Annotated in this window: 23 protein-coding genes; 15 read left to right on the top strand and 8 right to left on the bottom strand. The window is 72.6% G+C overall.

The window, feature by feature from the left end:
* Positions 1 to 225 precede the first annotated feature (225 nt).
* From rpmH to H7A72_RS16495, 8 genes are all read left to right on the top strand, one after another.
* Complete coding sequence (rpmH, locus tag H7A72_RS16530) at positions 226 to 363, top strand: 50S ribosomal protein L34 (RefSeq protein WP_072626039.1); 138 nt, start codon at positions 226 to 228, stop codon at positions 361 to 363.
* 11 nt (positions 364 to 374) lie between these two features.
* Positions 375 to 749: a ribonuclease P protein component gene (rnpA, locus tag H7A72_RS16525; RefSeq protein WP_084450999.1), complete on the top strand. Its 375-nt coding sequence runs from the start codon at positions 375 to 377 to the stop codon at positions 747 to 749.
* Positions 746 to 1,078, top strand: a complete 333-nt coding sequence (gene yidD, locus H7A72_RS16520; protein ID WP_185221198.1) for a membrane protein insertion efficiency factor YidD — start codon at positions 746 to 748, stop codon at positions 1,076 to 1,078. The genes rnpA and yidD overlap by 4 nt, the downstream gene beginning before the upstream one ends.
* Entirely contained in the window at positions 1,075 to 2,115 is a 1,041-nt protein-coding gene (gene yidC, locus H7A72_RS16515) for a membrane protein insertase YidC (RefSeq protein WP_185221197.1), read from the top strand. Before yidD ends, yidC begins: the two co-directional genes overlap by 4 nt.
* A 54-nt stretch (positions 2,116 to 2,169) precedes the next feature.
* The gene (locus H7A72_RS16510) at positions 2,170 to 2,817 is read left to right on the top strand and encodes a R3H domain-containing nucleic acid-binding protein (protein ID WP_223277700.1); all 648 of its coding nucleotides are present in this window, start codon (positions 2,170 to 2,172) and stop codon (positions 2,815 to 2,817) included.
* A 30-nt stretch (positions 2,818 to 2,847) separates the two neighbouring features.
* Positions 2,848 to 3,492, top strand: coding sequence for a 16S rRNA (guanine(527)-N(7))-methyltransferase RsmG (rsmG, locus tag H7A72_RS16505; RefSeq protein WP_185221196.1), 645 nt, complete (start codon positions 2,848 to 2,850; stop codon positions 3,490 to 3,492).
* 254 nt (positions 3,493 to 3,746) lie between these two features.
* Positions 3,747 to 4,838 (top strand): ParA family protein, encoded by a 1,092-nt coding sequence (locus H7A72_RS16500; RefSeq protein WP_305066837.1) that lies wholly within the window; start codon positions 3,747 to 3,749, stop codon positions 4,836 to 4,838.
* Positions 4,835 to 5,989, top strand: coding sequence for a ParB/RepB/Spo0J family partition protein (locus H7A72_RS16495; protein WP_185221194.1), 1,155 nt, complete (start codon positions 4,835 to 4,837; stop codon positions 5,987 to 5,989). Before H7A72_RS16500 ends, H7A72_RS16495 begins: the two co-directional genes overlap by 4 nt.
* A 96-nt stretch (positions 5,990 to 6,085) precedes the next feature.
* Here the strand turns inward: H7A72_RS16495 and trxA are convergent, their stop codons facing one another.
* From trxA to H7A72_RS16455, 8 genes are all read right to left on the bottom strand, one after another.
* Positions 6,086 to 6,409 carry a thioredoxin gene (gene trxA / locus H7A72_RS16490; protein WP_084451009.1) on the bottom strand — a complete coding sequence of 108 codons (324 nt, stop codon included), beginning with the start codon at positions 6,407 to 6,409 and terminating at the stop codon, positions 6,086 to 6,088.
* Positions 6,410 to 6,463: 54 nt separating this feature from the next.
* Positions 6,464 to 7,483, bottom strand: a complete 1,020-nt coding sequence (gene trxB, locus H7A72_RS16485) for a thioredoxin-disulfide reductase (RefSeq protein WP_185221193.1) — start codon at positions 7,481 to 7,483, stop codon at positions 6,464 to 6,466.
* 134 nt (positions 7,484 to 7,617) lie between these two features.
* The gene (locus tag H7A72_RS16480) at positions 7,618 to 8,379 is read right to left on the bottom strand and encodes a hypothetical protein (RefSeq protein ID WP_185221192.1); all 762 of its coding nucleotides are present in this window, start codon (positions 8,377 to 8,379) and stop codon (positions 7,618 to 7,620) included.
* Positions 8,376 to 9,002 carry an RNA polymerase sigma factor SigM gene (gene sigM, locus H7A72_RS16475; protein ID WP_072626030.1) on the bottom strand — a complete coding sequence of 209 codons (627 nt, stop codon included), beginning with the start codon at positions 9,000 to 9,002 and terminating at the stop codon, positions 8,376 to 8,378. Before sigM ends, H7A72_RS16480 begins: the two co-directional genes overlap by 4 nt.
* An 11-nt stretch (positions 9,003 to 9,013) precedes the next feature.
* On the bottom strand, positions 9,014 to 11,026 hold the full coding sequence (locus tag H7A72_RS16470) for a hypothetical protein (RefSeq protein ID WP_185221191.1): 2,013 nt from the start codon (positions 11,024 to 11,026) through the stop codon (positions 9,014 to 9,016).
* 93 nt (positions 11,027 to 11,119) lie between these two features.
* Complete coding sequence (murJ, locus tag H7A72_RS16465) at positions 11,120 to 12,796, bottom strand: murein biosynthesis integral membrane protein MurJ (protein ID WP_185221190.1); 1,677 nt, start codon at positions 12,794 to 12,796, stop codon at positions 11,120 to 11,122.
* Between the two features lie 3 nt (positions 12,797 to 12,799).
* A complete protein-coding gene (locus H7A72_RS16460; protein ID WP_185221189.1) occupies positions 12,800 to 14,842 on the bottom strand; it encodes a DUF6049 family protein in 2,043 nt (680 codons plus the stop codon).
* Positions 14,815 to 15,297, bottom strand: coding sequence for an NUDIX hydrolase (locus tag H7A72_RS16455; RefSeq protein ID WP_072626027.1), 483 nt, complete (start codon positions 15,295 to 15,297; stop codon positions 14,815 to 14,817). The genes H7A72_RS16460 and H7A72_RS16455 overlap by 28 nt, the downstream gene beginning before the upstream one ends.
* 358 nt (positions 15,298 to 15,655) lie before the next feature.
* On the opposite strand from H7A72_RS16455, the gene H7A72_RS16450 reads away from it, so the two are divergent.
* From H7A72_RS16450 to H7A72_RS16840, 7 genes are all read left to right on the top strand, one after another.
* Entirely contained in the window at positions 15,656 to 17,122 is a 1,467-nt protein-coding gene (locus tag H7A72_RS16450; protein WP_185221188.1) for a CCA tRNA nucleotidyltransferase, read from the top strand.
* Between the two features lie 110 nt (positions 17,123 to 17,232).
* The gene (locus tag H7A72_RS16445; protein ID WP_185221187.1) at positions 17,233 to 18,546 is read left to right on the top strand and encodes a hypothetical protein; all 1,314 of its coding nucleotides are present in this window, start codon (positions 17,233 to 17,235) and stop codon (positions 18,544 to 18,546) included.
* Between the two features lie 67 nt (positions 18,547 to 18,613).
* On the top strand, positions 18,614 to 19,090 hold the full coding sequence (locus H7A72_RS16440; protein ID WP_185221186.1) for a hypothetical protein: 477 nt from the start codon (positions 18,614 to 18,616) through the stop codon (positions 19,088 to 19,090).
* A gap of 16 nt (positions 19,091 to 19,106) precedes the next feature.
* A complete protein-coding gene (locus H7A72_RS16435; RefSeq protein WP_072626022.1) occupies positions 19,107 to 19,580 on the top strand; it encodes a hypothetical protein in 474 nt (157 codons plus the stop codon).
* 35 nt (positions 19,581 to 19,615) lie between these two features.
* Positions 19,616 to 20,416: a PP2C family serine/threonine-protein phosphatase gene (locus H7A72_RS16430; protein ID WP_084451026.1), complete on the top strand. Its 801-nt coding sequence runs from the start codon at positions 19,616 to 19,618 to the stop codon at positions 20,414 to 20,416.
* A 2-nt stretch (positions 20,417 to 20,418) separates the two neighbouring features.
* Positions 20,419 to 22,641 (top strand): FHA domain-containing protein, encoded by a 2,223-nt coding sequence (locus H7A72_RS16425; protein ID WP_185221185.1) that lies wholly within the window; start codon positions 20,419 to 20,421, stop codon positions 22,639 to 22,641.
* A 7-nt stretch (positions 22,642 to 22,648) separates the two neighbouring features.
* Positions 22,649 to 24,346, top strand: coding sequence for a serine/threonine-protein kinase (locus H7A72_RS16840; protein ID WP_223277699.1), 1,698 nt, complete (start codon positions 22,649 to 22,651; stop codon positions 24,344 to 24,346).
* The last annotated feature ends 4 nt before the right edge of the window (positions 24,347 to 24,350 follow it).

Raw genomic sequence — 24,350 nt, 5'->3', positions numbered from 1 at the left:
GTTGGCATCGTGCTCGGTTTCGTCGCGTGCGCGAGGACCCCGGTCATGGTTTGACCCCGCGCAGAGGCGTCCCGTACCGTGGACGTCGGCCTGTCGGCCGCTTTCGCATGCCCACGATCTCGCTCGGGACTCTTTCGGCGCCGGACGTGGGTTTCCGATCGCGGCCGAAGCCGCCCACCAGACCTCAGCACCGGGCCCTGGGCCCACTGATCATCGGAGACCGCCATGAGCAAGCGCACCTTCCAGCCCAACAACCGTCGCCGCGCCAAGACGCACGGTTTCCGTCTGCGCATGCGCACCCGCGCCGGCCGGGCCATCCTCAGCAACCGCCGCGCCAAGGGCCGCTCGAAGATCTCTGCCTGACGAGCCGCCCGGTGCTGCCCACGCGGCACCGCCTGACGGAGCGTAGGGACTTCGCGACGACGATCCGGGGCCGCGGCGCTCGACGCCAGGGCTCCTCGTTGCTCGTGGTCCACGCCCGAGTGGCGGACGCGACCCAGACCGACGCCCGGGGGGACGACTCCCCGCGCGTCGGTCTCGTCGTGTCCACGGCCGTGGGCAATGCGGTGACCCGCACCCGGGTCAAGCGCAGGCTGCGGGCCCAGGTGGCACCGCTCCTGACGGACCTGCCGCCCGGCACCGACGTCGTGATCCGGGCCAACCCCGCGGCCGCCGACGCCGACTCGCACGAGCTGGGCGCCGCCCTTCGGCACTGTCTGCGCTCGGTGCTCGTTGAGCGGGCGAGATGACTCTCCTCGCCCAGCCCCTCATCTGGCTCGTTCGCGGCTACCAGGTGCTCGTGTCTCCGCTGCTGCCGCAGTCCTGCCGCTACTTCCCCAGCTGCTCCGCCTACGGGCTGACCGCCCTGCGGCGCTTCGGGTTGGTGCGAGGCGGCTACCTGACCGTGCACCGCATCGTGCGGTGCAACCCCTGGTCCGCCGGGGGCATCGACCACGTGCCCGAGACCTGGGCGCAGCGCGGATCGCCTGACCTGGCCAAGCCGCGCTTCGCCGATGTCGAGGGCCACGACGACGGCGTCGGCACCGACGCCACCGACCGAAGGACGTTCACCACGTGAGCTTCAGCGACATCATGTACCCCTTCGAGTGGCTCGTCGCCTGGATCATGTATCTGTGGCACGGGGCGCTCACGGCGATCGGGCTGCCCGAGGCCGGCGGCTGGACCTGGACCCTGTCCATCGTCGGTCTCGTGATCGTCATGCGGGCGGCGCTCATCCCGCTCTTCGTCAAGCAGATCCACGCCTCGCGCAAGATGCAGCTCATCCAGCCCGAGATGCAGAAGATCCAGGCGAAGTACAAGGGCAAGACCGACCCCGACTCCCGGCAGAAGATGACCGAGGAGACGATGGCGCTGTACAAGGACAGCGGCACCAACCCCTTCTCCTCGTGTCTGCCGATCTTCGTGCAGATGCCCTTCTTCTTCGGCCTCTTCCGCGTCCTGAACAGCCTCGACGAGATCGGCTCCGGCGCCAAGGCCGGCATCGGCCCGATCACCCAGCAGGTGGCCGCCCAGGCGGAGTCCTCGTCGATCTTCGGCGCCCAGCTGTCCGCGCAATTCCTCGGGACCGGGGGCGGGATCAGCGTCAAGGTCGTGACGATCACGCTGATCATCCTCATGTCGCTGACGACCTTCACCACGCAGTACCAGCTGATGCGCAAGAACATGCCCGCGGCGGCTCTCGAGGGGCCCTTCGCGCAGCAGCAGAAGATGATGCTGTACCTCTTCCCGATCATCTTCGCCGTCTCTGGCGTGTACTTCCCGATCGGTGTGCTCATCTACTGGTTCACGACCAACGTGTGGACCATGTGCCAGCAGTTCTACGTGATCCGGCGCATGCCGGCCCCGGGCTCCGCGGCTGAGAAGGCCATGCAGGACCGCCGCCGCAAGGCCGGGAAGTCGATCGACACCCCGGAGGAGACGCGCGAGCGCAAGCACGACGCCGAGATGGCCCAGGAGTTGGAGGCCAAGGGCGTCATCTCCGGGCAGCGCCAGCAGCCGACCTCGAAGAAGCGGGCCAAGAAGAAGGGCGGCCCGCCGCCGAAGTCCGGCTCGAGCTCCGCGGTGGACGAAGATCGCCCCCGGACCGACAACTGACCCCCGATGGGCCCGGAGGTCCGGGCCCGTCGACCGCCACACGCAGGAGAGACCATGAGCGACAACCTGACGACCGAGGTCGTCGAGGACCAGGCCGACGCGCCCGCAGAGCAGGCGCCGGCCCCGAAGAAGAACCGACGCCAGCTCCTGGAGCGCGAAGGGGAGGTCGCTGCCGACTTCCTCGAGACGCTTCTCGACATCGCTGACCTCGACGGCGACATCGACCTGGACATCGACGGCGACCGCGCCGCCGTGGCCATCGTCGACTCCGACGAGGGCCGCGTGCCACGCCGCCTCGTCGGGCAGGACGGCAAGGTGCTCGAGGCACTGCAGGAGCTGACGCGCCTGGCCGTGCAGTCGGCCACCGGTGACCGCAGCCGCTTGATGCTCGACGTCGCCGGTCACCGCGCAGCCCGTCGGGCCGAGCTCGTCGAGATCGCCCGCACCGCGATCGAGGAGGTCAAGACCTCCGGCGACTCGGTCGACCTCGAGCCGATGAGTGCCTTCGAGCGCAAGGTCGTCCACGACGAGGTGCTCGCCGCGGGCCTCGCGTCGGACTCCTCCGGCACCGAGCCGCGACGATTCGTCGTCGTTCACCCCGCACAGGTGGCCCCTGCCGCTGGCGAGAGCGCCGAGCCTGTCGACGGGGAGTCCGTGGCGGAGACCACGGGCGAGGCCGAGCCCGATGCATCCGAGGTGTGAGCATCCCGTTTCACGTGAAACGCTAGGGGCATGACGATCGACATCCCCGAGGCACCCGAAGGCGCCCGCCGATTCTTCGGCGGGCGCCTTCCTCGTGCCGAGACATTCGCCGCAGTGCTCGCGGACACGGGCGTGAGTCACGGACTCATCGGTCCGCGCGAGCTCCCGATCCTGTGGGAGCGGCACATCCTCAACTGCGCCGTCATCGAGGACGCCTTCACCGAGGGGGGGAAGGTCATCGACGTCGGCTCGGGAGCGGGCCTTCCGGGCCTCGCCTTGGCCATCGCCCGACCCGACCTCGACGTGCACCTGGTCGAGCCGATGCAACGGCGCACGGAGTGGTTGGGTGCCGCGACCGAGGCCATCGGCCTGGACAACGTCACGGTGCACCGGGGTCGCGCCGAGGAGTTCCACGGGGTCCTGTCCGCTCCGTATGTCACCGCGCGTGCGGTGGCGGCCCTCGACAAGCTGGCGCGCTGGTGCTGCCCGATGGTGGCTCCCGGCGGGCGGCTCGTGGCGATGAAGGGACAGTCGGCCTCGGCCGAGATCGACAAGGCGACCAAGGTGCTGCGGCGACTGGGTGTCACCGCAACCACGATCACCGAGCACGGCGCGGACGTCCTCCCCACCCCCACGCTCACGGTCGACTGCACCGTCGGGATCGCGCGGACCTGAGGCGCGCGCTCCTGACGGCCGCGCGTTTCACGTGAAACGCATCCGGCAATGGGTGTGCCATCCCTCGATGAACTCCTGCGCCCGGCCGTGAACACCCATCCAGTTGTCCACTGATTCTGTGGACAACACGACTGATTCGGTGGAAAACCCCCGAAATGCCCCCCACTTGTCCACAGCCCGCTCCCCGTTTGGCGTGTCGTCCCGGTCTGGGGTTGTATGGCTGGGCTCGCAGTCCCCTGAGGAGGAATGTCTCGGTGACCACACCACGCGCCGTCATCCCGGGTATCGGGTGGCCGACCCTCGGGGTTCCCACCGACACCGCACCGATCGGCTGGCTCGGAGTGCACCCAGCGCCCTCGGAGACCGTGCCCGAGACACCCGACGCGAGCACCGTCGGCACGCTGGTACCGGATGACAGGGTCCACGAGGCCAACGATGACGAGGAGTGTCCAGTGGACCCCACGACCAGCCAACCGGAGGTCGTCGACGGCTCGTCCACGGCACCACGTGTCACCACGGCGCTGCCCCGCCCCCCGCAGCCGCGCATCATCACGGTGTCCAACCAGAAGGGTGGGGTCGGCAAGACGACGACCGCGGTGAACATCGCAGCGGCTCTGGCTGACGCGGGGCTGCAGGTCCTGCTCATCGACACCGACCCCCAGGGCAACGCCAGCACCGCGCTCAACATCGAGCACCACGCCGAGGTGCCGAGCATCTACGACGTGCTCGTCGACGGCACACCGATCTCCGAGGTCATGCAGGCCTGCCCCGACGTCGACAACCTCTGGTGCGTCCCCGCGACGATCGACCTCGCCGGTGCGGAGATCGAGCTGGTCTCCCTCGTCGCCCGCGAGAGCCGTCTGACCAAGGCCATCGCGGCGTGGATGGCCGAGCGTGAGGAGGCCGGGGATCCTCGTATCGACTACGTACTCATTGACTGCCCGCCGAGTCTCGGGCTGCTCACGGTCAACGCCTTCGTGGCCGCGCGTGAGGTGCTCATCCCGATCCAGTGCGAGTACTACGCCCTCGAGGGCCTGAGCCAGCTGCTGAAGAACATCGACCTCATCCGCACGCACCTCAACCCGGCGTTGCACGTGTCGACGATCCTGCTGACCATGTACGACGGCCGCACCCGGCTGTCCGCCCAGGTCGCCCAGGAGGTGCGCGAGCACTTCCCCGAGCAGGTCCTCAGCTCCACCGTCCCCCGATCCGTTCGCGTCTCCGAGGCGCCAAGTCACGGGCAGACGGTCATCACCTACGACCCCCAGAGCACGGGCGCCCGGTCCTATACCGACGCGGCCACCGAGATCGCCCGCCGCGGCGCAGAGCAGAAGGACAACGCATGAGTGACAAGCGACGCGGACTCGGACGTGGCCTCGGCGCCCTGATCCCTGACTCGGGGGCCACCGGCCGGTCTGCAGAGCGACCGGTGGACGTCTTCTTCCGTGACCAGGAGCGGCCCACTGCCCTGCCCAACACCGTCGCCGGCAAGATCGCCGAGGCGACCGCCCAGGCGCCGGCCACCCCGGTCCCCGCGGACCATGACGCCGTGACCATGGACGTCTCGCCCGAGACGGGTACTGAGGGCTCGGTGAGCGGCCCCTCGACCGCCGACGAGGCTCCGGGCACCACGGCCACGACGGACGACCCCGGCGACGGCCTCGCGCCCGTCCCCGGCGCCAGCTTCGCGGAGATCCCGCTCGACGCGATCCGGCCCAACCCACGCCAGCCGCGCACCGTCTTCGACGAGGACGACATGAGCGAGCTGGTCCACTCGATCCGGGAGATCGGGGTCCTGCAGCCGATCGTCGTGCGCCGGGTGACCGATGGTGACGACGGCGCCGACTTCGAGCTCATCATGGGTGAGCGTCGCTGGCGTGCCAGCAGAGCCGCGGAGCGCGAGAGCATCCCGGCGATCGTCAAGGCCACCGAGGACGACGACCTCCTGCGTGACGCGCTCCTCGAAAACCTCCACCGCAGCAACCTCAACCCCCTGGAGGAGGCGGCCGCCTACCAGCAGCTCCTCGACGACTTCGGCTGCACCAAGGAAGAGCTCGCCGGCCGCATCGGCCGGTCGCGGCCGCAGATCTCCAACACGCTGCGCCTGCTGCGGCTGCCGCCGATGGTGGCTCGCCGCGTGGCGGCGGGTGTGCTCAGCGCTGGTCACGCGCGAGCGCTCCTCACCCTCGACGACGGGGAGCAGATGGAGCGGCTGGCGCAGCGCATCGTCGCCGAGGGCCTGTCCGTGCGCAGCGTCGAGGAGATCGTCGCTCTGGGCCTGGCCCCGGAGAAGGAGCGGCGGACGGCTCCGCGCGCCGGTCGCCACCACCCCCAGCTCGACGACCTCGCCGGTCGGGTGAGTGACCGCCTGGACACCCGGGTCAAGATCAACCTCGGGCAGCGCAAGGGCCGGATGACGATCGAGTTCGCCTCGATGGAGGATCTGCATCGCGTCCTCGGTCAGATGGGCGTGGCCTCCGAGGACGTCGACGGCTGAGCTGGACCCCGACATGCGAGAGGGCCCCACGGTGACATCACCGTGGGGCCCTCTCACATGGTCAACGAGACGAATCTCGTTGTGCCCCAAGCAAACTCAGCCGACGAAGGGCTCGAGCTCCTTGACCAGCTTGGGCTTGGGCATGGCGCCCACGAGGGTCTTGACGATCTCGCCGTCCTTGAAGACGTGCATCGTCGGGATCGACGTGATGCCGTAGCGCGCCGTGATCTGCGGGTTGGCGTCGGTGTCGAGCTTGACGATCTTCAGCTTGCCGTCGTACTGACCGGACAGCTCCTCGAGGACGGGGGCGACAGCGCGGCACGGGCCGCACCAGGTGGCCCAGAAGTCGACGAGGACCGGGGTGTCGCTCTTGAGGACGTCCTGGTCGAAGGTGGCGTCGGTGGTGGGGGAGGTGGCCATGGGGGTCCTTCTCTCTCGGTGGGTGTGGTCTGGGGGTCGGTGCGGCAGGACCGCTCAGCGGGCGCCGACGGTGCCGGCGACGGGGTTGTCCTGGGCGGTCAGGGCCTGGTCCACGGCGGGAGCCGCAGCCTCCTCGTGGGCCGCGAGCCAGCGCTCGGCGTCGAGCGCGGCTGCGCAGCCGGAGCCGGCGGCCGTGATCGCCTGACGATAGGTGTGGTCGACGAGGTCACCGGCGGCGAAGACGCCGTCGAGGTTGGTCCGGGAGGACCGGCCCTCGGTGAGCACGTAGCCCTCGTCGTCGAGGTCGACGACGCCCTGGACGAGCTCGTTGCGCGGGTCGTGGCCGATGGCCACGAAGAGCCCGGTGGCCTCGATCTCGCGGGTCTCGCCGGTGACGGTGTCGCGCAGGGTCAGGCCGGTGACCTTGTCGTCGCCGTGGATCGCGGCGACCTCGGAGTTCCACGCGAAGTGGATCTTGTCGTTGGAGTGGGCACGGTCGGCCATGATCTTGCTGGCGCGCAGCTCGTCGCGGCGGTGGACGATGGTCACCGAACGGGCGAACTTCGTCAGGAAGGTGGCCTCCTCGACGGCGGAGTCCCCGCCGCCGACGACGACGATGTCCTGCTCACGGAAGAAGAAGCCGTCGCACGTCGCGCACCAGCTGACGCCGTGCCCGGACAGGCGCTTCTCGTCGGGGAGACCGAGCTCGCGGTAGGCCGACCCCATCGCGAGGATGACGGCGCGGGCCCGGTGGGTGTTGCCCTCACCGTCGGTGACCACCTTGACCGGGCCGGTGAGCTCGACCGCGGTCACGTCGTCGGTGACGATCTCGGTGCCGAAGCGCTCGGCCTGGGCGCGCATGTTGAGCATGAGGTCGGGGCCCATGATGCCCTCGGTGAAGCCGGGGAAGTTCTCGACGTCGGTCGTGTTCATCAGGGCGCCGCCGGCGGTGACGGACCCCTCGAACATCAACGGCTCGAGGTTGGCGCGGGCGGCGTAGACGGCCGCGGTGTATCCCGCGGGGCCGGAACCGATGATGATGACATTGCGGATGTCGGTGCTGGCGTCGGCCACGGGGTGAGTCCTTGGGGTCGGGTGAAGTCGGTCTGAGGTGACAACGTCATCGTAGGCGCGGTCTGTTCCATGGTCGTCCACTGCACGACGAAGGGGGATCACCGCACCGGCCGCCGACCCGCCCGCGGGTCGGGCTACTGCGGGACGGCGACCGAGTCGGGCCAGATCGGCTCGCACCCGGAGGTGATCGCCCAGGCCCGGGCCTCGCCGTCGGGCGGGGTCTGCGCGATGAGCAGCAACCCGTCCTTGCCCTCGAAGGTCGCCACGTCGATGACGACGGCCTGTAGCTGTGGCTGACCCAGGCGGGTGAGGCAGTCCGTCGCCCCGGCCGCGGTCGTCAGGGTGCCGAGGACCTTGTCGTTCTTGGGCTCGGGGGCCTGCGTCGGGTCCTCGAGCAGCGTGGCCGCCTCGGACCCCAGCGACGAGCGCGTGTAGTCGGTGCCGCTGGCGGTGATCGAGAAGGCCGGGACCTCACCCCCAGCTTCGCTGCCGTCCGCGGCCGCCGAGCTCTCGGTGGCCGAGCTCTGGGTCGTGGACTGCATCGGCGCGGCGTCTCCGGCGCTGCCGGCCTCGTCGGATCCGCTCTGCGAGAGCATCAACCCGCCCACGCCCAGCGCGACGACCGTCGCCGCAGCGGCACCGAGGATCCACGGGGCGACCGAGCGGCGCCGGCGGGGACCGTCGGGCTCGCTCATCGTGCTCCAGAAGCCGGAGCCCTCGTCCTCGGCCAGGGAGTCCTCGTCGGGCGCGCCCGCACGGTCGGGATCGGTGCGGGCGGCCTGCTCGTCCGCGAGCGTGGCGCGGATGCGCTCGGCCAGGTCGTCGGGCATCGGCCCGCTCTCCCGGAGGGAGGCGAGGAGGTGACGCATCCCGGTGGGGTCCTGGTCCTGGATCATGGCCGCCTCCCTTCGTCTGTCTGGTGGCCTGTTGTGTCTGACGAGGCAGCGGCGCCTGAGGTTCCGTCGACGCCCACACCTGCGGCCGCGAGGATCTTGCCGAGGGCCTCACGGCCCCGCGAGCAGCGGGACTTGACCGTGCCCGTGGGGATGTCGAGGATCTGCGCGGCCTCGGCCACGGGGAGCCCGTGCATGTCGACGAGCACGAGCGCGACCCGGTGCTCGTCGGACAGGCGGGTGAGCGCCTCGTGCACCGCCAGCCGGGTGTCGACCTTGCCCGTCGCGTCGGCGGCCGGGGGCACCGACGCGATGACCTCGTCGGTGAGCTCGCTCGTGGGGCGGACCTTGCGGGTCAGGTCGATGCAGGCGTTGACGACGATGCGGTGCAGCCACGTGGTGACCGCGGCGTCACCGCGGTAGGAGCCGGCCCGTCGGAAGGCGGAGACGAAGCCCTCCTGGACGGCCTCGGCCGCGATCTCGCGGTCGCCGCACACGCCGACCGCCACGGCCCACATGCGATCGCGGTGGCGGCGGTAGATCTCACCGAAGGCTTCGGCATCGCCCTCGACGTGCCGGCGCATGAGCAGCCGGTCGTCGATCTCGGCGAGGGATGCGTCGCTCATCTGGTGGCCCCTCAGCGGACGGTGATCTCGCCGAGCGCCGCGCGGTAGCGTCCGTCGTCGCTCGGGGTCAGGGAGGTGAACCACACCGTGACGTAGCGGCCGTTGACCGCCGAGGAGGGCTGCAGCTCCACCTCGCCGGTGCGGCCCTGGGTGCGGCCGACCTCGGTACCGGAGTTGGCCGGCTGCTCGCCGGCGAAGACGGTGGCCTGGGCGCTCGTCGGCAGCTGCAGGGTCACCGAGCTGATCGACTGGGACTGGCCCAGGTCGACGGTGATGCCGACGCCCTGCTTGACGCCGCCGAAGGCCTCGCTGCCGTAGCCCTCGGTCGTCCAGGTGGTGTCGGGGTTGCCGTCGTAGACGCGCGGTGCCTCGGCATTGTGCTCGACCCCGTCACCCGGGGCCGGGTCGTAGCCGGCGGCATTGGCGATGGCGAGCGGCTCGCCACCACCCGAGGAGCTGCCCGAGCCGCCGGTGTCCTCGCTCGTGGCGACCGCGGTGGTCTCGTCACCACCGAGGATGCGGCCCAGGTCGGAGCCGGAGCCGATCCGCGAGGCGCCGATCCCGCCGAAGAGGCAGGCGAGCGCGACGAAGCCCGCCATGACCACGAGCACGAGGTTGGCCTGGCGGCGGCTCGGCGGTGCGCCCGCCTCGGCCGGCAGCAGCGGTGCCGGGGCCTCGACCTCGGCGGTCGTCGGCGCCGAGCCGAGAGAGCTGCGGGTGCGCTGGTCGGCCCGGATGGCCTCGCGGCGGGCCCGGGCGTCGTGGATGGCCTCGCGGGAGCGGCCACCAGCCGTCTTGGCCGCCTTGCCGAGTCGGTCGCCGAGGACCTTGCCCCCGGTGCCGACGGCGCCGGCGGCGGCAGCAGCAGCTGCGGCGGCCGCCGCGGTCCGGCGGCCGTGGGCGCTCTCGTCGCGGGAGCCCTCGTCGCGGGAGCGCTCTCGGGGCAGTCGCTGCGTGCTGTCGTCGTCGCGGGCGGCCCGGCTGCGCTGGCTGCGCCCGGCCGGCGTCTCGTCGCCCCGGGTGATCGTGGCGGTGACTCCCTCGCGCTGACGGAGCTTGATCTCGCGGGTCACCTCGTCGTCGCTCTCGCGCGGGATGGCCGTCGTCTCGTCGCCGTCGGCAGCGGACGCCACGGCGGCGCCGCCGGCGACCGCCCCACCGGCGACGGCGGCACCCGTGCCACCCGCTTCGTCGGGAGTCTCGGTGTCGGACCGGGAGCCTGTCGGCACGGTCTGCGTGGTCTCGTCGGCAGCGGACGGCGCGGTGCGCAGGGCCCCGGCGAGCGGGATGCGCGACCAGGGGGCGATCTGGGCGGCGTAGTCACCGGGTGAGTCCGGACCGGTGCCCTCGCCGAGCGTCTCGCGGCAGATCGTGTCGAGGTCACCGGGGACCCCGACCGCCACGCGCGAAGGGGGTGGCGGTCCGCTGCCGTCGCGGGTGGCGCTGGGCAGTCCGCTGGGCCGATCGAGCGGCCAGGTGCCGGTGAGGCCGGCATAGGCCAGGGCCACGACGCCGGTCGCGTCGTCGCGGTCGGCCTCCTCACCCTCGGTCTCGATGCCGGCGAGGGCGGCGGCGGTGGCCAGCCCCTGGACCTTGACCCGGCCGTCGCCGGTGAGGAGCACCAGGTCGGGGGTCAGAGCCAGGTGGTGCAGGCCTCGGGCCCTGGCGGCCTCGATGCCCGTGGCGACCTCGCCGGTGATCCGGCGGACCTCCTCGGCGGGCAGCCCGTCGGTGCCGATGGCCTCGGTGTAGGTCGTCGCGTCGCCCACGGCGTCTTCGGCGATGAAGGACAGCCCGTCCTCGCTGCCGACGTCGAGGATGCGCACCAGCTGGGCCGCCTCGACACCGGCGGCCCGCCGGGCCGCGTCGAGTGCGGCAGCGGTCGAGTCTGCGTCGCTGGGCATGACGACGAGCGTCACGTCTCGGTCGAGCGTCGTGTCGCGCGCCGCCCAGCGCTCGCCGCCGGGGATCTCCTCGATCCGCGTCTCGACGGTGTAGCGACCGAGCTCCGTCCCCGGGTTCACCCCGTGCACGCTGCCCCTCTCGTCGGTGTGTGCCTGCCGCGCCATCCTAGGTCCACCCGGCGGCCCATCCGGGGAGCCGGGTCCGGGGGCGCGTCAGCCACGTCGCAGGCGCCGCGTCAGCGGGGCGAGGAGCTCGGCGACCTCCTCCACCCGCAGGCGGAGGGAGACCGCCAGTGCCACGGCGACGACGACGACGCCCACGAGGGCGGTGATGGCGAGGGCACCGACCCAGGTGCCGCCGTCGACCACGACCAGCAGGCCGCGCAGCACGCCCCAGCCCACGAGGGTCCCGAGCGCGGTCGCGATGCCCATGCGCACGAACTGCCGGACCACGCGGGCCAGCCCCAACGACCCGAGCCGGCCACGCAGCAGCCACAGGCCGATGATCGCGGCGGCGAGGTTGGAGACGGTCTGCCCGAGCCCGACCCAGGTGGCGGCGTGGACCGGGGCGCTGATGCTGCCGACGAAGGTGAAGGTCAGGGCGACCCCGGTGAGGACGAGCTGCAGGACGAAGGGGGTGCGGCCGTCCTCGTAGGCGTAGAACGCGCGCTGCACGAGGAAGAACCAGCCGTAGGGCACGAGCCCGATCATCATGGCGACGAGGACACCGACGGAGGCGTCCGTCTGGTCGCGCGGGGTGCCCGGGAGGACGGCCGCGAGCAGCCACGGGGAGACGAGGAGGATCGCCGCGGTCCCCGGCAGCAGGATCGAGCCGGGCAGCGTCAGGCCGCGGCGCAGGTCGGCGGCCACCGCTCGCGTGTCGCCGTCGTGCGCGGCGTGCGAGATCCGGGTGAAGAGGGCGGTGACGAGGGAGACGGTGATGATGCCGTGCGGCAGCATGAAGAGCAGGAAGGCGTTGGCGTAGGCGGTCAGGCCGGCTCCCTCGACGCCCTGGGCATCGGCGGCGTGCAGGGCGCCCGTGAGCACCCGGGAGTTGACGAGGTAGGCGCCCTGCCCGACGACGACGGCGGCGAAGGCCCACATCGCCATCCGCGAGGCCCCGCGCAGGCCACTGCCGCGCAGCCCCCAGACCGGGCGGAAGCGCAGGCCGGTGCTGCGCAGGGCCGGGACGAGCGCGAAGGCCTGCAGGGCGATCGAGACGGTCGCCGACCCGCCGAGCACGGCGATCATCGTGGGGGTCCACTCGTCGACGGAGCCCTGGCGGGTCTGGTCGGTGAGGACGAACCACAGCAGGCCACCGATGGCGACGAGGTTGGCCAGCGCCGGTGACCACATGAAGGCCCCGAACTTGTGGTGGGCCGTGAGGACCTGGCCGAGCAACGTGTAGAGCCCGTAGAAGAAGACCTGTGGCAGGCACAGCACGGCGAAGGCGGTCGCCAGGGTGCGTGCCTCGGGCGGCCAGCTGCTCGAGACGACGAGCGAGACGAGCAGCGGCGCCGCGAGCATGAGCAGCAGGGTGATGACGGCCAAGGCCGTCACCGACAGCGTGAGCAGCCGGTTGATGTAGGTCGTCCCGCCGTCGGCGTCGCGCATCGCCCGGGTGATCTGGGGGACGATGACGGCATTGAGCACGCCACCGGCGATGAGCAGGTGGAAGATGTTGGGCAGCGTGTTGGCGGCATTCCACGCGTCGGCGGCGATGATCGTCAGGCCGACGACATAGGCCGTGAGGCTGTTGCGGGCGAAGCCGAGCACCCGGGAGAAGAGGGTGCCCGAGGCCATGATCGCGCTGGACCGGCCGATGTCAGGGCCGGAGCGGTGCTCGGCGTCGTCGCCGAGGTCCTCCTGCGGGGTCGCGGCCTCGCTCATGCGTCATGTCCCCTCGGGGTCCGTGGTCTCGGGCGCGGCCGCCCGTGCGCGACGGCCGCCCCGCACGGTACGCCACGTGCCTGCCGCGAGCAGGAGCGCGGCCGCGCCGCCGATGACCCAGTAGATCGAGTCCCCCGTGGGCCGGACCTTGACCTGGAGGGAAGCCGGTGCGGCGATCTCGCGCCCTCCGGGCGTGGTCACCGCGACGTCGACCGGGACCTGCCCGGCCGCCAGGGCGGAGGCCTGCACGGTGACGGTCTGCCGCCCGCCGGGCCCGATGGTCACGGGTTCGGGCTGCTCGTCGATGCGCAACGAGTGGTTGCCGGGGGTGAGGCGGACGGCGAGGTTGGACAGCTGGACGTCGGTGTTGTTGACGACGGTGATCTGCAGTCGACCCGTGTCGGCGAAGAAGTTGACGTCGCCCGACGAGACGACGAGGTCGTCCCGGGCGAGGGTCACCTCCTGCTCGATCTCGTCGTGCATCCGGATGAAGCCGTAGCCATTGCCCCGCCACCGCGTCGACGTCAGCTGCTGGAGCGAGGTCTGCATCTGCGACCGCCAGCCGGTGCCGTCGGAGCGCACCGAGGCGAAGGTGGCCATCGACCGGGCGTCGCGCAGCAGTCGCTGGGCGCGGCTCTCGGCGAGCATCGGGCCGGGAGTCGCCGCGGGCCGGGTCGCGTCGGCGATCTGGCCGCGCGTGCGCGGCGTCTGCGAGGCCTCGGCGTCCCGGGCGTGGTCGAGCGTCGACCGCAGGTCGCCGCCACCGAGCCACGGGATGTCGTCGGTGCTGTCGCGCAGCTCCTGCCAGGCCGTCGCCGAGGGGGTGCTGCCCCGGTCGGGGACGATGACGACGGTGCGGGGGGTGCCGGGGCGCTCGCCAAGCACGGCCGCGGTCTCGGCGACGAGCTGCTGGCGGGCCAGGGTCACGTCGGCGTCGGAGGCCAGGCCCTCGACGACCTGGGACAGCGGCCCGTCGCGCACGACGACCGGGCTCCCGGCGGAGGTGCGCTCGCCACCCGTCGGGGTGAAGCCCGACGGCTCCAGGCTCGTGCTCGGGACGAGCAGCGTCGGGTCGACGCCGCCGGGCCGCAGCTCGTGCAGGGCCTCGGCGCGCTCGCCGGTGGCCAGCCCGTCGGCCGGCCAGAGCACGTCGCTGCGTGCCCCGAGGGCCTGCGCGACCCGGGCGCCGTCGGCGAGCCGGGCCGAGACGAGGCGCCCCGCGGGCTCGGACTCGGCGCCCGCGGCGACGTCGGCGTCGGCGTCAGCGAGCACGAGGGTCCGCGAGCCGACGATCCGCTCGCGCAGGGTGGCGGCGAACTCCCTTCGCACGTCCCGCTCGGCGTCCTGGACGTCACCACCGGTCGCGGGCACGTCGAGCAGGGAGGGGTCGACGAGCCAGAACTCGTCGTCGGCGGGCTCCTCGGCGGTGAGCGCAGCCAGCCGCGAGTCCTCGCCGAGGGTCTCCTGCCAGGCCCGGGTCCGGTCGTCGCGTCCGGTGCTCCACAGGCGGCGGTCGGCGGGCAGGAGGAGCGGGACGCCCCAGAGCAGGTCGAGCGGTTCGTACTCCTTGGTCCGGTGCACCCCGATGAAGGTGTGCACGGCGCGCGCATCGGTCTGGATGCTCACCCAGGCGGCGCCGGCGGAGGTGCCCGGCAGCAGGTCGGTGCCGTCGACCTGCAGGGTGAAGGTCGCCGAGCCACCGGCCGGCACGTCGTCGAGGGTCGTCTCGGCGAGCGCCGTCCCGGAGACGGGGGTCTCCCCCTTCGCCCACTCCGCGATGTCGGACCGGCCGGAGCCGGCCTCCCGGGGGACCACGGCGACCCGCGGCCCGTCGAGGGTCTCGCTGCCGGTGTTGCTCACCCGGCCACGGACGGTGGCGGTGCCGTCGCCGTCGACGACCGGGGTGATCGAGGTGATCGTGATCCGGGCATCGCCCGGAGCGGCGGGGGCGACGGCGGGTGCGGCAGCGACGGGGAGTGCGACGAGCAGGGCGAGCAGCAGGCCCGCGATGCCCGCGCTCAGGCGTCGCCGGCGAGCCGCTGCCACGCCTCCCTCGCGATGCGTCGTTCGTTGGGGAAGGTCAGGTGCCGGTGCGCCTCGCGCAGGGGAAGCCAGGCGACGTCGACGGCCTCGTGGTCGGGGTCGTTGTCGATCGTCAGGTACCCGCCGATGGCCTCGAGCAGGTAGTGGTGGACGAACTTGTGGATGCGCCGGTCGGGGGTGGCGAACCAATAGTCGATGGTCCCGAGCTCGACGAGGACCCGCGCCTCGATGCCGGTCTCCTCGGCGACCTCGCGGGCAGCGGTCTCGACGAGCGTCTCCTCGCCCTCGATGTGCCCCTTGGGCAGGCACCACTCGAGACGACCGGCCCGGTTGCGTCGGGCGATGACGGCAATCCGTGCCTCGCCCTCGTGGACGTCGACGACCACCCCGCCCGCGCTGCGCTCCTCGACCGCGGGCAGACGGCGCTGCGGTCCGGAGGTGGGAGCGGGGTGACTCATGTGGTCACTGTAGCCATGCGACCTCGGGTGCCTCCCGGGTGCCGAACGTCCCATGTCCTGCACTGCACGAACCGTCCGTCCCTGACTACTGTCTGGTAGGCCCGTCAATGAGGACGGACCGCGTCGACGACGACGCCCAGCCGCAGGGCGTCCGGCTGGGGTGCACCCCCCGGGCGGGGGAGAACCCCGTGGTCCTCGTCCACGGCACCTATGTCAACCAGTACGTGCGCGATCGACTTCATCGACATCACCAAGCGCGCGCTCAAGGCCGACGGCTCGGGCACCCTGCGCTGCCTGCCCAACGCCCCGGTGCTGTGATGTCGGGTCGGGGGACGGTGCCCACGTAACCTTGGGCCCCATGTCCCCCGACCTGCCCCCGGAGATCCTGCGTGCCGCCGTGGCCCACCTGGCCCCGACGGTGCCGCTGCTCACCGACCTGGGTGAGCGCTTTGCGAAGGGGGGTTATGACCTGGCCCTCGTCGGCGGCCCGGTCCGTGACGCCTTCCTCGGACGCACCAGCGGTGACCTCGACTTCACGACCTCCGCCTCCCCGGAGCAGACCGAGGCGATCCTCGCCGACTGGGGCGACGCGCACTGGGACATGGGGCGCGAGTTCGGCACCATCGGCGCCCGCAAGGGGTCGGACACGGTCGAGGTGACGACCTACCGCGCCGACGCCTACGACGGGGTGACCCGCAAGCCGGTCGTCGCCTTCGGCGACAACCTCGAGGACGACCTCGTGCGCCGCGACTTCACCGTCAACGCCATGGCGCTGCGGCTGCCCGACCTCGAGCTCGTCGACCCGCACGGGGGCATGCTCGACCTCGCCGCCGGTCGGCTGCGCACGCCGTCGACTCCCGAGGTCTCCTTCAGCGACGACCCGCTGCGGATGATGCGGGCGGCGCGCTTCGTCGCCCAGCTCGGGGTCGTCCCGGCTCCCGAGGTGCTCGAGGCGATGACCGCGGCGGCCGGCACCCTCGAGATCGTCTCGGCCGAGCGGGTGCGTGACGAGCTCGTCAAGCTCCTCCTCGCGGACGACCCGGTGGCCGGTCTGCGGGTCCTCGTCGACACCGGGCTCGCCGAGCAGGTGCTGCCGGAGCTGCCCGCCCTTCGCCTGGAGATCGACGAGCACCACCGGCACAAGGACGTCTACGAGCACTCGCTCACCGTGCTGCAGCAGGCGATCGACCTCGAGGGGCCCCCGCTGTCGGGCCCCGACGCCGACCCCGACCACCCGGTGCCGGCACCGGACCTCGTGCTGCGCCTGGCGGCGCTGCTGCACGACATCGGCAAGCCGCGCACCCGGCGCTTCGAGGCGGGGGGCGGCGTCTCCTTCCACCACCACGACGTCGTGGGTGCCAAGCTCACGGCCAAGCGGATGAAGGCGCTGCGCTTCGACAAGGACACGACCAAGGCCGTGGCCCGTCTCGTCGAGCTGCACCTGCGCTTCCACGGCTACGGCGAGGGCCAGTGGACCGACTCCGCGGTCCGGCGCTACGTCACCGACGCCGGCCCGCTGCTCGAGCGGCTGCACCGCCTGACCCGCGCCGACTGCACGACGCGCAACCAGCGCAAGGCCACCCGCCTGCGCCGCGCCTACGACGACCTCGAGGAGCGGATCACCGTCCTGCGCGAGCAGGAGGAGCTGGACAAGGTGCGCCCCGAGCTCGACGGCAACCAGATCGCCGCGGTCTTGGGGATCGAGCCGGGCCCGGTCCTCGGCGAGGCCTACCGCTACCTGCTCCAGGTGCGGCTCGACGAGGGGCCGATCGGCGCCGAGGCCGCCCAGGAGCGGCTGCGGCAGTGGTGGGCGCAGCGCTCCTGACGCCTGCCGGGCGAAGGGGGGAGTGCTCCCCATGTCCTCCCCGACCGGACCTGCCTAGGTTGGGGTGCTGACCGCACTCGAGGCCCGCGGGGCCATCAGGGGAGAGACACATGAGCGTCCAGCACGGCATGGACTCGGGCCGCGTCCGCCAGATCGCGGGTCAGCTGCGGGGCGAGGTCCAGGCCCTCACGGACGTCCTCGGCGAGGGCAATGCGAGTGCCGAGCGCCTGCGCGAGCACTGGCTCGGTGACGACGGGCAGGAGCTCGTCGTGCGCTGGACCTCCGACGCCGCCAAGCAGATCGGCGCCGCGAGCGAGACCCTCCGTGCGCTCGCCACCGGGCTGGAGCGCCAGGCCGAGGACCAGGACCGGGCCTCGGGGGCCGGCGGGAGCGGTGGACCGGGGGCGGGCGGGTCGCGCGGCGCCGGCACGGTCGGGGACGGTGCCGGCCAGGACGGCCCGCGGCGCACCTACGACCGCCCGAGCGGCTACGACATCTTCGAGCGTGACCCGGGGTCGATGGGCGTTCGGACCAACCGCGACGAACACGGCAACCTCCACCACTACGACCCGCTCACCGGCCGGACCTGGCAGGAGGGGGCGGACGGCACCTGGCGCGACAGCCAGGGCATCTTCGGCGACACGCACACCGACATCCGCACGACCGAGCACGACGGCGGGTGGGAGACCACCCGCGAGAGCACGCGGAGCACCGCCGGACGAGGTGAGTGGGGCGAGTCCTGGTCGCACGAGCGCTCCTTCGACCACGAGGGCCTCGCGACCACCCAGGCCGTCCTCGACGAGGTCCAGAGCGAGCCGATCGTCGAGCAGGACCTGTGGGACGCCGGGGTGAGCGACCGGGTCGCCGGTGGGCACGTCGGCGACGACCAGACCGGCGCCAGCGGCGAGGTCCTGTCCTACAACGCCGAGAGCCAGGGCTCGATGGGCGTCGACGCGACCCGCGGTGCCTATGTCGAGGCCAACGCCGAGGCCGGTGCCTACCTGGCCCGTGGCGAGGCCCACTGGGGCAACGACCATGGGACGACGGCCAACGCCGAGGGCTACATCGGCGCGGAGGCCGAGGCCGGCGCCAGCGGGCAGATCGGCCCGGCCGGCGCCCAGGTGGAGGCCGGCTTCGAGGCCTTCGCCGGCGGCAGCATCGAGGGCGGCGTGAGCCAGGACCTCGGTCCCGCCGATGTCGGGGTCTCCGGGTCGCTGTCCTACGGCATCGGCGTCGAGGCCGACGTCGGCGCCGAGGTCTCCATGGAGGAGATCAGCATCTCCGCCGACATCGGCGCGACCCTCGGCGTCGGTGGGTCGCTGTCCTTCGACGTGTCGATCTCCCCCAACGAGATCGTCGACGGCCTGGCCGACGCCGGTCAGGCGCTCGCGGACTCACCGATCAACCCCGGCAACTGGTGGTGACCCCCCTTCGACCGAGATGGCAGGCTGGGCCGCAGCCCCGCCGCCCTCATGACCACAGGAGAGCAGCATGACCCGCATCAGCTACCCGAGCGAGGTCGTCCCCGGCCCGCCGCCGGTGAGCCTCGACATGCCCGAGGGATGGACCCAGGTCTGGGCCCCCGACACGCTCATCGCCATCCGTGACGACGCGCAGGGCGCCGACCACTTCCTGGCCAACGTCGTCGTCCGCTTCTACCAGCGGCTCGCCCCCTTCGGGCCCGACGAGATCCACGCCGAGCTGACCCAGTACGCACAGCAGCGTCGCGACGGTCGGGTCGGGGCCCTCAAGCAGCTGTCCGTCGGTGGCCGCGAGTGGCTCGGTGCCGACCTGGCCTTCGTCGACGACCAGGCCGGGACCGTCGGCCAGGTCCACTGGTTCACCGCGCAGCAGCAGAACGACGTCTTCGACGTCGTCCAGGTGACCGGGTCGTACGCCGGCTCGCGACGAGAGCAGGACTACGCGACCATTGACGCCATCGTGGACTCCGTCCGCGTCAACCCGTGAGGTAGGACTCTTACCCATGCCAGAGCTGAAGTACCCCAGCGAGGTCTTCCCGGGACCCCCCGGGGTCACCGTCGACGTACCCGAGACCTGGGCGCCCGTGCGCGTCGGAGGGACCCTGCTGTCCTGTCGGCGCATCGACAGCGACCAGGGCTTCGCACCCAATGTCGTCGTCCGCGGCTTCCAGCGCACCGCCGACTTCACCATGCGGCACGCCCTGCAGGAGTTGCGGGGCTTCGTCAGCGACCAGCAGGACGGCCACGTCGACGAGCCCTTCGAACTGACCCTCGGTGAGGTCCCCTTCCTCGGCGTCAACGTCTCGTGGACCGACCCCGAGATCGGGACGATCGTGCAGATCCACCTCTTCGCCGGGTCGCGCCGGGGTCGGATCGTCGACCTCGTGCAGGCCACGGGGTCGGTGGGGGGCGGCGACGCGCAGAGCGCCTATGCTGAGGTGCAGCAGATCCTGCAGACCATCCGGGTCACGAAGTGACTGCGGTGGCGCACCCTGACGAACGCCCCGGCCTGATGCTCCGTGTGGGAGCCGCGACCGACACCGGGCGGGTCCGTGACCACAACGAGGACTCGGCGCTGGCCGAGGGCGGGATCTTCGTCGTCGCCGACGGCATGGGCGGACACGCGGCCGGCGAGGTCGCGAGCGGCATCGCCGTCGAGACGATGCGGGAGCTCGTCACGCGTGGCGAGCTGACCTCCGACGACGTCACCCGCCAGCTGCTCGTGGCCAACGAGCGCATCCTCGAGGGGGTCGCGTCGCACCCCGAGCAGCGCGGCATGGGCACGACCGCCACCGGGATCGTGCTCGTCACCGCCGGCGGGTCCGACCACTGGGCCGTCTTCAACGTCGGCGACTCACGGGTCTACCGGTGGATCGACGGGACCCTCAGCCAGGTGACCGTCGACCACTCCGAGGTGCAGGAGCTCGTCGACGCCGGCGTCATCACCGCCGAGGAGGCCCGGGTGCACCCGGCCCGCAACGTCGTCACCCGCTCCCTGGGCACCGACTACGCCTACCACTCCGACGTCTGGGTCCTGCCGCCCTACGCCGGTGAGCGCTTCGTCATCTGCAGCGACGGCCTGACCAACGAGATCACCGACGAGCGGTTGCGTGAGATCCTGCAGCAGTGCCCCGACCCCCAGGTCGCGGCCGAGGAGCTCGTCCGCGCCGCGGTCGAGGCCGGGGGCAGGGACAATGTGACCGTCGTCGTCGTCAACCTCGACGGCGACGTCGGGGACGACCTGTCGGAGACGAGCCCGCGGCAGCCGGGTGACGACACCACCCCGCGAGAGATCGTCAGCGAGGAGAAGTGACCATGCAGAGCAGGATCGAGGGTCGAGACGGCTGGGTCGAGGTCACCCGCGACGGGGTGGCCGTCCTGGCGAAGGGGGACGCCGCCCTCGCCGAGCGCATCGGCGCCGCGCTCGACGCGGCCGACGGTGACGGGCTCGCCGACGTCGTCACCGACGAGCTGAGCTCTGGCGGGGTCCGACGGACCCCGGACTTCGCCGTCGTCGACCAGGCCTCCAGTCGAGTCCTCGTGCGCGGCACCGCCTCGGTGCAGGTCGTCGCCGCCGACGGCTCGACCCGCGAGTTCCTCGCTCCTGCCCGCGGCCCGTGGGCCGACGAGGACGCCGTCCTCGACGGCGAGGTCGTGCTCGTCACGGGCGAGCCCGAGCCCGCGGCCGAGTCCGGAGCCGCCGAGCCGGAGGTTGCCGAGGCCTCGGGGGCCACGGAAGACACCCCCGCCGATCCGATGAGCCCTCAGGTGGCCCACCCCGAGGCCACCGACGCCGAGCCGACGCCGTCGGAGCCGGCGGAGGCCGGGGCACTCGCGCCCGAGGAGGAGCCGGCCCCGGAGCCGGCCGCCGAGGAGCCCGTCGCCGCGGAGCCGCCGGCTGCCCAGCCGACCGGCTGGGCGGTGCCCTCGGTCTTCGGCGGCGCCCCTGGCGCCTCGGGGGCGGCGACCGGTCGGCCGCAGCTGTCGGTCGTCCCCGACCCCGCGCCCGGGCCGGACTCCAGTGGCCAGCCTGCCCGGGACCCGGCACCCACCGCCCCCACCGACCAGCAGCCGGTCGAGGCCGGCGAGGTCGTTGAGACACCCGCACCGATGCCGCAGGAGATCAGCGAGCCGGAGGCCGCGCCGGCCGAACCCGCCCCGGTGGCCGCGCCCAGTGACACCCCAGGCGAAGACACCCCGGCCGGTGAGGCCCCGGGAGCACCGGCCCCTGCCGCCGCGCGTGGCGACGACGAGGAGGAGCTGCCGAGCTTCGACTTCCTCTTCGGCAACACCCACAGCCACCGCAGCTCGCTGCTCGCCGGTCTCGAGGAGGAGGAGGCGCAGGAGTCCATCGACTCCGGTCCCGTGGCGGCCGCCGGTGGCTTCCAGGCGCAGGACAACCCTGCCAACGCGACCCTCGCCCCGCCCACGGAGGAAGACGAGGCCCCGGCTCCCGCGCGCCCGCAGGGGCCGACCGTGGGGGCCCTCCCGGGCGGGTTGCCGCCCATGCCCGGCAGCGCGCCCGCGCAGCAGGACGACCACGGCGATGCCGGCTGGTCGCCCGAGCAGCCGATGGCGGACGGGCCGGCGGTGCCCCCGCAGGAGCCGGCTGCTGCGGCCCCCGAGGCCCCGGCAGCTGCCGAGGACCCTGCGGTCGACAACCGTCCCGAGGTCGTCGGCGCCTCGACCGGCCGGGGGGACACCCCGGCCCCGCAGCCCTTCGCCGGGTCCGGCCCCTCGCGGGTCCAGGCGGCCCGCGACGACGCCTCCGGCCACGAGCCCGGCGTCGTGCGTCCGCAGTTCGCCGACGGTCACCTCGTCGGCTCGCGCGTGCCGACGAGCACTCCGGTGGCCGCCCCGACGACGGAGGCGGCACCCCCTTCGTCCGCAGCCGAGCCTGCCGCCGACGACGGTGGCGTCATCTCCGCCGTCCCGTGGGGTGGCGGGGCCGCAGCCCCCGGCATGCCCGGCGGACTGCCGCCGCTGCCGACCCCCGACCACGGAGCTGCCGAGCCGGTCCCGGCAGGGGCGGCGCCCGAGGAGGTCGGCGTCGACACCGGTGAGATCCCGAGCGGTCCGATGGTCCTCGCGGTCCGGTGCTCGCTCGGCCACCACAACGCCCCGCACGCGACCCGCTGCCGCGTGTGCGGCCAGGACCTGCCGTCCCAGACGCCCGAGCAGACGCCTCGCCCCGCGCTCGGCCTGCTGCGCCTGTCCACCGGAGACGTCGTGACTCTCGACCGCGGGGTGCTCATCGGCCGCGCGCCCCGCGCGTCGGCCGAGGCGAGCGGCGCCCGCGCCCCGCACCTGGTGCGGATCTCCAGCCCGGACAACGAGATCTCTCGCAACCACGTCGAGATCGTCCTCGACGGCTGGCACGTGCTCGTCCGCGACCTCGGCTCGACCAACGGCACGACCGTCGCCCTGCCGGGGTCCTCGCCGGTGCGCGTGCGCCCGGGTGACCAGCAGACGATCGAGCCGGGCACGACGATCACCCTCGCCGACCAGGTCTCGATGGTCTTCGAGGTCACGGGATGATGCCTGAGTGAGCAGCGCACTTCCTCCGGAGCTGCCCGGGCTGGACTACGTCCAGCCCCTCGGGTCGGGCGGCTATGCCGACGTCTTCCTCTACGAGCAGCAGATGCCGCGGATGAAGGTCGCGGTCAAGGTGCTCAAGACCGAGGGCCTGACCCAGGCGATCCAGCAGCAGTTCATCGACGAGGCCAACACCATGGCCCAGCTCGCCGACCACCCCTACATCGTCCAGGTCTTCCGCTCGGACACCAGCGACGACGGCCGGCCGTACCTCATCATGAAGTACTACCCGCCGCCCAACCTCGCCCAGCGGGCGCGGGCGGCGCGCTTCTCCGTCGAGGAGGTGCTGCGCACCGGGATCCAGCTCTCGAGCGCTGTCGAGACGGCCCACCGGGCGGGCGTCATCCACCGCGACATCAAGCCGGCCAACGTGCTCGTCAGCCAGTACGGCTCGCCGGGCCTGACCGACTTCGGCATCGCCGGTCGCGGTGGTGCGCTCGAGGAGCTCGACGACGACATCGGCGTCTCCATCCCGTGGGCCCCGCCCGAGGTGCTCTTCGGGCAGAGCAACGGCGACGCGCGGGCCGACGTCTACTCGCTCTCGGCCACCCTGTGGCAGCTGCTCGTCGGGCGCTCGCCCTTCGAGGTGCCGGGAGGGGACAACTCCGCCTATGCGCTCATGCCACGCATCCGCTCCAACCCGCCGCCGACGACGGGTCGGGCCGACGTGCCGCAGTCGCTCGAGCGACTGCTGGCGCAGGCGATGAGCAAGAACCCCCTCGCCCGGCCGGCGAGCGCCATCGAGTTCGCCCGCAGCCTGCAGGCGATCGAGCAGGACGAGCGCTTTTCGCGCACGGCGATCGTCGTCCTCGACGAGCTCGGCCACTCCGGGGACTCCGGCGCGAGCCACGCCGACTCACCCGACCGCACCCAGCTGCGCGCGAACTCCGGCTCGGGGTCGGGCGGCGGTCCGCGACCCGTGCCGGGCGCGCCCCCGCCCCCGCTGGGCCAGCCGGTCATCGGCGGCCAGCTGAGCGGCGGACGCACGATCGGCGGGACCGGCCCGGTGCCCATCGCCGAGGGCGTCGCGGCCCGGGCGACGGGCGGCCCGCCGCCTCCCACGGTCTCCGGCCCGCGGCCGTCGCAGCGCAGTGCCCCGCGACCCGGCCACGCCGGCCCGCCGCAGGCTTCGAGACCGCGCCCGCCGCAGGCCTCCGGGCCCCGGCCGACGCAGTCCCCGGGCCCGCAGCCGCCACCATCCACACGTCGGCGGTGGGTGCCGGTGGCGGCCGTGGCGGCCGCCGTCGTCGTGCTCGCCGGCGTCATCGGCACCACGATCGCCGTGACCGGCGACGGTGGTGGGGAGCAGACCACCGGTGGCACCTCGGGCAGCACCGGTGACGGGTCCCTCGGGGCGACGGTCCCCACCGCCGACCTGAAGCAGGAGGGGTCCAGCGCCGTCTTCGTCATGTCGGTCGACGGCTACGAGGACGGCGACAAGTACTTCGTCCGGATGGCGCCCGAACGTGGCGACCTCGACCGGGCGACCGCCTACGGGGTGCAGCAGATCGCGGACGGAACGGGGACCTTCTCCCAGGAGTTCGGCACGGCCGACCAGCTGTGCGGTCAGGCACAGGCGCGGCGCGGCGAGGAGCCTGACGAGGTGCGGACCCCGTGGAGCGACGTCAAGTGCGTGGACAAGGAATGAGTGG

Source organism: Janibacter sp. YB324 (assembly GCF_014217915.1).
In the GTDB taxonomy this organism is placed as follows: Bacteria; Actinomycetota; Actinomycetes; order Actinomycetales; family Dermatophilaceae; genus Janibacter; species Janibacter indicus.
Note: the sequence above shows the minus strand (reverse complement) of the source record. Positions and strands in the feature narration are given on the sequence as shown.